The sequence below is a fragment of the Rhodoferax sp. OV413 genome (assembly GCF_945881795.1).
In the GTDB taxonomy this organism is placed as follows: Bacteria; Pseudomonadota; Gammaproteobacteria; order Burkholderiales; family Burkholderiaceae_C; genus Allorhodoferax.
In genome coordinates this window covers 1-6,026 of record NZ_CAMCVG010000106.1, presented here as the reverse complement: position 1 = coordinate 6,026, position 6,026 = coordinate 1, and the positions used below count along the sequence as shown (strand labels likewise).

The window sequence follows — 6,026 nt, the reverse complement described above, 5'->3', positions numbered from 1 at the left end:
CAATCCAGATGGGAGTTTGTATGAACGTTTCTAAATTCTTGGTTGCCATTGCAGCTGTTTCCGCTCTCGCGGCACAACCTGTTTTGGCACAAACGGCAGAAGGCGCGTCGGCTGGTACGGGTACAGGCACCGGATCCGCCGCAGGCACTGGCTCTGCTGCCGGAACCGGCGGTGCGGCTGGGACCGGTGCGGCAGGTACAGGCGCTGCTGCAGGTACAGGTGCAGGTGCTGCCGGTGCAGGTGCAGGTGCTGCCGGTTCTGCTGCAGCAGGCGCTGCGGGCGCAGCTGGTGCTACCGCTGCTGCCGTAGGTGGCGTGACTGCCGCCGCTGCAGTTGGTGCTGCTGTGGCGATTGGTGTTGCTGTTGCTGCAACTACGGGCGAAAACGAAACCACCACAGGTTCCACAGGTTCCACAGGGTCAAACTAACCAGGTCTACCCTGCCAAGGCGCCTTCGGGCGCCTTTTTTTTGCTCTTCTTGTTTCCTCTCATGCAGCTTCTTTTTCGGTGTTTGGGTATGTGCGCGATCCTGTTGGTGGCGGGGTGCGCCTCTCGCCAGGGGCCGGAAATGCAGTCCTTGGTCAGTCTCGTGCGGGGTGATTTGAATACTCAACAGTTGGGTGAGGCCCTCAAGAACCTGAACCCCGCATTCCGTTACATGCGTGTCGAGCTCGATGGTGCGGCGCCGGCGCTCATGGTGTTGGGTTACATCGACCAAGATCGTCATGGTGCTGTAGAGGTGTGGTACTCGGCCCTCGGTGAGATTATCAGAACCCAGAACGGTCGCATTATGGGCACCGTGGGGCTGCCGGTCGATTGGCGAGCGCTCACGTACTTGAACCCTCCTATCGCATGGACTGATGCAATGGCGGCGCCTGCCACCTACCAGCGAGCGCGTGACGAACTGCCGAGCTACCGCTTCGGAGTGCAGGAGCGTGTCACCCTGTCGGCCATGTCGCCTTCATCGCTTTCCTCCTTGTCTTTTGAGATCCCCGTCACTCTGCGCCGTGAGTGGTCTACAGGGGTTCGTTGGTTCAGAGAGCAAGTCGATGCGGCTGACGGCTCACATTTGCCGGATGCTGTGTTTGCAGTAGCCCGGTACCGTGGTCAAGCCGCCGTGGTTTTTTCCAGGCAATGTTTGTCTCACAAGGTGTGCTTGCGGATGCAGCTCTGGCCGCCACAGGAAGAGTCGCTGTGAAGAAAATATTTGCTATGTATTTCGCTGCTCGGGGCGCGTTGCTGTGGGGCTGCGTCAGCTTTGCTGCCGTGGTGCAGGCGGCTGGGCCGGAGGTTTTGGCTATCCATGCTTCCGCCCTGTCAAGCGGCATGGACATCCGGCCCGGAGAACGCCTGAGCGAGTGGCTGATGCGAAATGTGGGGTCCAGCGGGGATGCTGGAATCATCCACTGGCGGGCGCCCAGCGAGCGGGGAGCACAACTCCGTCTCCAAGAGGCTATTGCCCTGCAATTGGGGCAGCGCGGTGAGGCTTTGGATGGCCTGAACGAGCGGCTTGGCGCCATGCCGGTGACAGGGCGCCTGGTCCTAGCCAGCACCGATGCGCGCTGGCTTCAGGGTTCTGCGCAACACGACCCGGTTTTGGCCGATGGTCAGAGCCTGCAGCGTTTGACGGGATTGACTTCGGTGGCGGTGCTGAGCGACGCTGGTGATATGTGCCTCACAGAGGCCTCCGCCCGTCTGGATGTCAGAGCGTATCTCCGGGCCTGCATGGATGACGCGGAATCGATTGATTGGGTTTGGCTGGTCCAGCCGGATGGCCGGGTTCGCAAGTTGGGTGTTGCAGCTTGGAACGCGGATGCAGAGGGATTCATCGCCCCCGGCGGGTGGATGTTGGCGCCGCGCCGTGGCACGTTGTCCGGCAGTGTGGCCGATAACATCGCGCGCTTTCTGGCAACCCAACTTCCCGCGCAAACGCTTTACCCCGGTATGCCGGTACGCGTCCATGCGTCCCCTTCGTCCCATCATTCGAAGGAAGTATCCATTGGTCGTGGTGTGCCCCGTGTCCAGCAGTGGACCGCTTCAGACTGGGGAGATATCGGTGTGATTCAAACGCCATCGGCCAGGATGGAGTCTGCTGGTTCGGTGCGGAGTCACGTTTCGGGGGTGTACCCGAACACCCGCCTCAGCGTAATGCTTCAACCCTTGGACTGGTTCGAATTTGGTTTTCGTTATACCGACATTGCGAATGCTTTGTACGGCCCCGCAATTGCAGGCGAGCAAACGTACAAAGACAAGTCGGTGGATGTGAAGCTGCGCTTGCTGCAGGAGGACGCTGTGTTGCCCCAAGTGGCAGTGGGTATCAGAGATCTGGGGGGCACAGGCCTGTTTGGCAGCGAATACTTGGTGGCAAGCAAGCGCTGGGGCGCGTGGGACGCGAGCATGGGTTTGGGGTGGGGTTACATGGCTTCACGCGGCGGTGTGTCAGCGCCCCTGGGACTGCTGAGCAATAGCTACAAGACCCGGAGCACACAGACGGCTGCATTTGGCGGCGAAACCAATGACCAGAGCTATTTCCGCGGGGATGCGGCGATTTTTGGCGGGGTTCAATGGACCTCGCCTAGCGGCCAGTGGGTATGGAAGGCTGAGCTGGATGGAAGCAACTACCAGCGGGAGCCGTTTGGCACAACCCAGCCCCAGTCCAGCCCGGTCAATCTTGGTTTTGTTTACCGCTACTCTCCAGGGGTAGATTTTTCTGGTTCTCTGGAGCGAGGAAACCGGATTGGAGTGGGCCTTACGCTGCACTTTGATTTGAGCCGCCTCGAGATGCCCAAGCCGCTGGATCCGGTGCAGCCGCGCTTTCCTTTGATGCCCGCTTTGTATCCAACGGCATTGGCAGCTCCAGCCTTGGCGGATGAGCTGGAGAAGTTCACTGGTTGGACCGTTCTGAGCGCGCAGCAGCAGGCAGACAAACTCCTTGTGGTTGCGGAAGCAGAAGGGGTGTTTCTGCAAGAGCAGATGGACCGTGCCATCGCCGTCTTGAACAGACTAGCGCCGGCATCGGTGCGAAATTTTGTCATCGAGCTCCAGGCGCGCGGTTTGGCCTTTACCCGTATCGAAATCAATCGGGCGGAATGGCTGCGCGATCAGACCCAAGGACAGGCTCCTTCCCTGAAGTTGCCCGCAATCGAGGTGAACAAAGCTCCTATGCGCGTCGCGGATGAGAAGCTGCTGCCCGCTGCAGACGGTTTCCAGCGTGATGGTCGCGAGCCCAGCCTGAAAATTGGGCCGAGTTACAGCCAGATTCTGGGCGGGCCGGACGGCTTTGTGCTTTTTCAGGCAGGTGTGCGGGCCAATATGGAATACAGCCTGCAACCCAACACCTGGATTAGCGGTAACGCCAATGCCCGTGTGCTCGACAACTACGAGCGTTTTAAGTACGACGCGCCGACCAACCTGCCCAGGGTGCGTACACATCAACGCGAATACGTGACAACGTCTGCGGTCACGATTCCCAACCTTCAAATCACCCATGTCGAAGACCTAGGCGGAGGGCACTACGCCAGCGCTTATGGCGGCTTGCTTGAGTCGATGTTTGCGGGGGTGGGGGGCGAATGGCTTTTCCGGCCCTGGAAAGGTCCGCTGGCATTTGGTGTGGATGTGAACCAGGTCCGCCAGCGTTCTTTCGCGCAGGATTTTGGGCTGCGAGACTACGAGATCACCACCGGCCATGCCACCGCCTACTGGGACACCGGTTGGAACGACCTGCTTGTCACCGTTCAGGCGGGCCGCTATCTGGCTGGAGATGTCGGGGCGACCTTCGACGTGCGGCGTGTGTTTAAGAATGGCACGGCCATCGGCGCGTGGGCTACCAAGACGAACCTGTCTACCCAACAGTTTGGCGAAGGCAGCTTTGATAAAGGCATTTATGTCACCGTTCCGTTTGATTTGCTGCTGCCAAGGTCCTCGCCCTGGTCAGGCACTGCGGCTTGGACGCCGCTTACTCGGGACGGCGGCGCTCGCTTGGCACGCGGCGTGACTTTGTTCGACGTGACTTGGCAGCGCGACGCCCGCGCTGGGCGCTATGTTTCCAACCCTGGCAGCAGGGCGAACAACCGCTTTGTAACCGGAGAGGATCTGTCTTATGTCCGGTTGGATCCCAAAGACAGGTTCAAGCTGGCCGGGCAGGACTTGAGTGCGCTCCCGCATGGGGTGGGCGACGTTCCGGCGTCCACTTGGATGACTGCTGCTGGAGTCATACTCGCCTCCAGCGCTTTTGACACCCAAGCGGACCAGTGGGTGAGAGAGCAGCAGGGTGGAGGCATGCAGTCAGTGGCGAAGCTGGGCAACGCAATGCCGGCGCTGATGGCAGTGGGCACCGGAGCGTTATTGACCGGGGTGGCGGGTGATCGTGCGGCGGACACGGCCCAGACGTCGCTGATGGCGGCAGGGCTGACCTTGGGTGCCAATCTCGGCATGAAGTTTGCCGTAGGCCGCGCCCGGCCCGAAGATGGGAGGGGCGCCTCGTCCTTTGACGGTTTTGGTGCTAACGCCTCGCAGTCCAGCTTTGCGTCCAACCATGTTGCCACGGCATTTGCTTTGGTGACACCTTTTGCCCAGCAGTACGACATGCCTTATCTGTATGCATTGGCTGCTACCACGGCCATTAGCCTTATCGAGGAGCGTAAACACTGGTTGTCTGACACGGTGGCAGGCGGATTGTTGGGCTATGCCGTCGGCTCCATCATGTCAAGCCAGCAGTTGCATCGTGAAAAAGGCTGGCAGATTCAAGCATCGCCGAGCCGGGTGGGTGCGACCAAGCGGTTTTGACAGGTCCGGTGCGCTTGGCCTGCGCCGCGCAAAGGCGCAGGTTTCCTCCGGTTAAAATGCGAGGCGCGTCCACCGAACATGAGCAAGAACCCCATTCTGGTTATGACACCGCGAACTACGCCGGCCCGATTGATGCACAAATAAGCCGCCTGCGCCCGCGCCTTGTGCGTCGGAAGCTATAAAAATCATAGTAAAGCGCGGAATTGACCGCGCTTTTTGCTTTTCGGATTCTGTTCTTTTTACTGACTTCATCATGATCAACATCACACTCCCCGACGGCTCTCAGCGTGAGTTCCCCGGCCCCGTCACGGTGGCTGAGGTAGCGGCCTCGATTGGTGCTGGGCTGGCCAAAGCGGCCCTGGCCGGAAAGGTGCGCGCGTTGTCCGAGCCCGATAGTGCGGGCAGGGTGGTGGACACGAGTTTTCAGATGATGGCCGACAGCGCGCTGTCCATCATCACCTCCAAGGACGCCGATGGTCTGGAAGTCATCCGCCACTCAACGGCGCACTTATTGGCTTACGCAGTCAAAGAGTTGTACCCCGATGCGCAGGTCACCATCGGCCCGGTGATCGAGCACGGGTTCTTTTATGATTTTGCGTACAAGCGCCCCTTCACGCCAGAGGACCTGGCGGCCATCGAAAAGAAGATGACCGAGCTTGCCAACAAGGACGAGCCGGTGCTGCGCCGCGTGCTGCCGCGGGACGAGGCGGTGGAGTATTTCAAGAGCTTGGGCGAGCAATACAAGGCGGAAATCATCGCCAGCATTCCGTCTAACGAGGACGTGTCCCTCTACCGCGAGGGGAAGTTCGAAGACCTGTGCCGCGGCCCGCACGTGCCGAGCACCGGAAAACTCAAGCACTTCAAGCTCATGAAGGTAGCGGGCGCCTATTGGCGCGGCGACCATCGCAATGAAATGCTGCAACGCATTTACGGCACGGCCTGGGCCAGCAAAGACGAGCTACAGCAGCACCTCACCATGCTGGAAGAGGCTGAAAAGCGCGATCACCGCAAACTAGGCCGCGAGCTGGATTTGTTCCACATTGATGAGCATTCCCCCGGCACCGTGTTCTGGCATCCCAAGGGCTGGACGCTGTGGCAGGGCGTGGAGCAGTACATGCGGCAGGTGTACCGCGACAACGGGTACCTCGAAGTCAAGGGTCCGCAAATCATCGACAAGAGCCTGTGGGAGAAGACCGGTCACTGGGACAAGTACCGCGAAAACATGTTCACCACCGAGAGCGA

The 6,026-nt window shown here is 60.0% G+C and carries 4 protein-coding genes; all 4 read left to right on the top strand.

Annotated elements, in window-relative coordinates; all coding sequences use genetic code 11:
• Positions 1-42 precede the first annotated feature (42 nt).
• Entirely contained in the window at positions 43-309 is a 267-nt protein-coding gene (locus Q0O05_RS10845; RefSeq protein WP_293662977.1) for a hypothetical protein, read from the top strand.
• Between the two features lie 48 nt (positions 310-357).
• Entirely contained in the window at positions 358-1,197 is an 840-nt protein-coding gene (locus Q0O05_RS10840) for a YjbF family lipoprotein (protein ID WP_293662975.1), read from the top strand.
• Positions 1,194-4,784, top strand: coding sequence for a YjbH domain-containing protein (locus Q0O05_RS10835; protein ID WP_293662973.1), 3,591 nt, complete (start codon positions 1,194-1,196; stop codon positions 4,782-4,784). The genes Q0O05_RS10840 and Q0O05_RS10835 overlap by 4 nt, the downstream gene beginning before the upstream one ends.
• Before the next feature lie 253 nt (positions 4,785-5,037).
• On the top strand, positions 5,038-6,026 hold a 989-nt coding region (locus tag Q0O05_RS10830), incomplete at its 3' end, for a threonine--tRNA ligase (protein WP_293662971.1).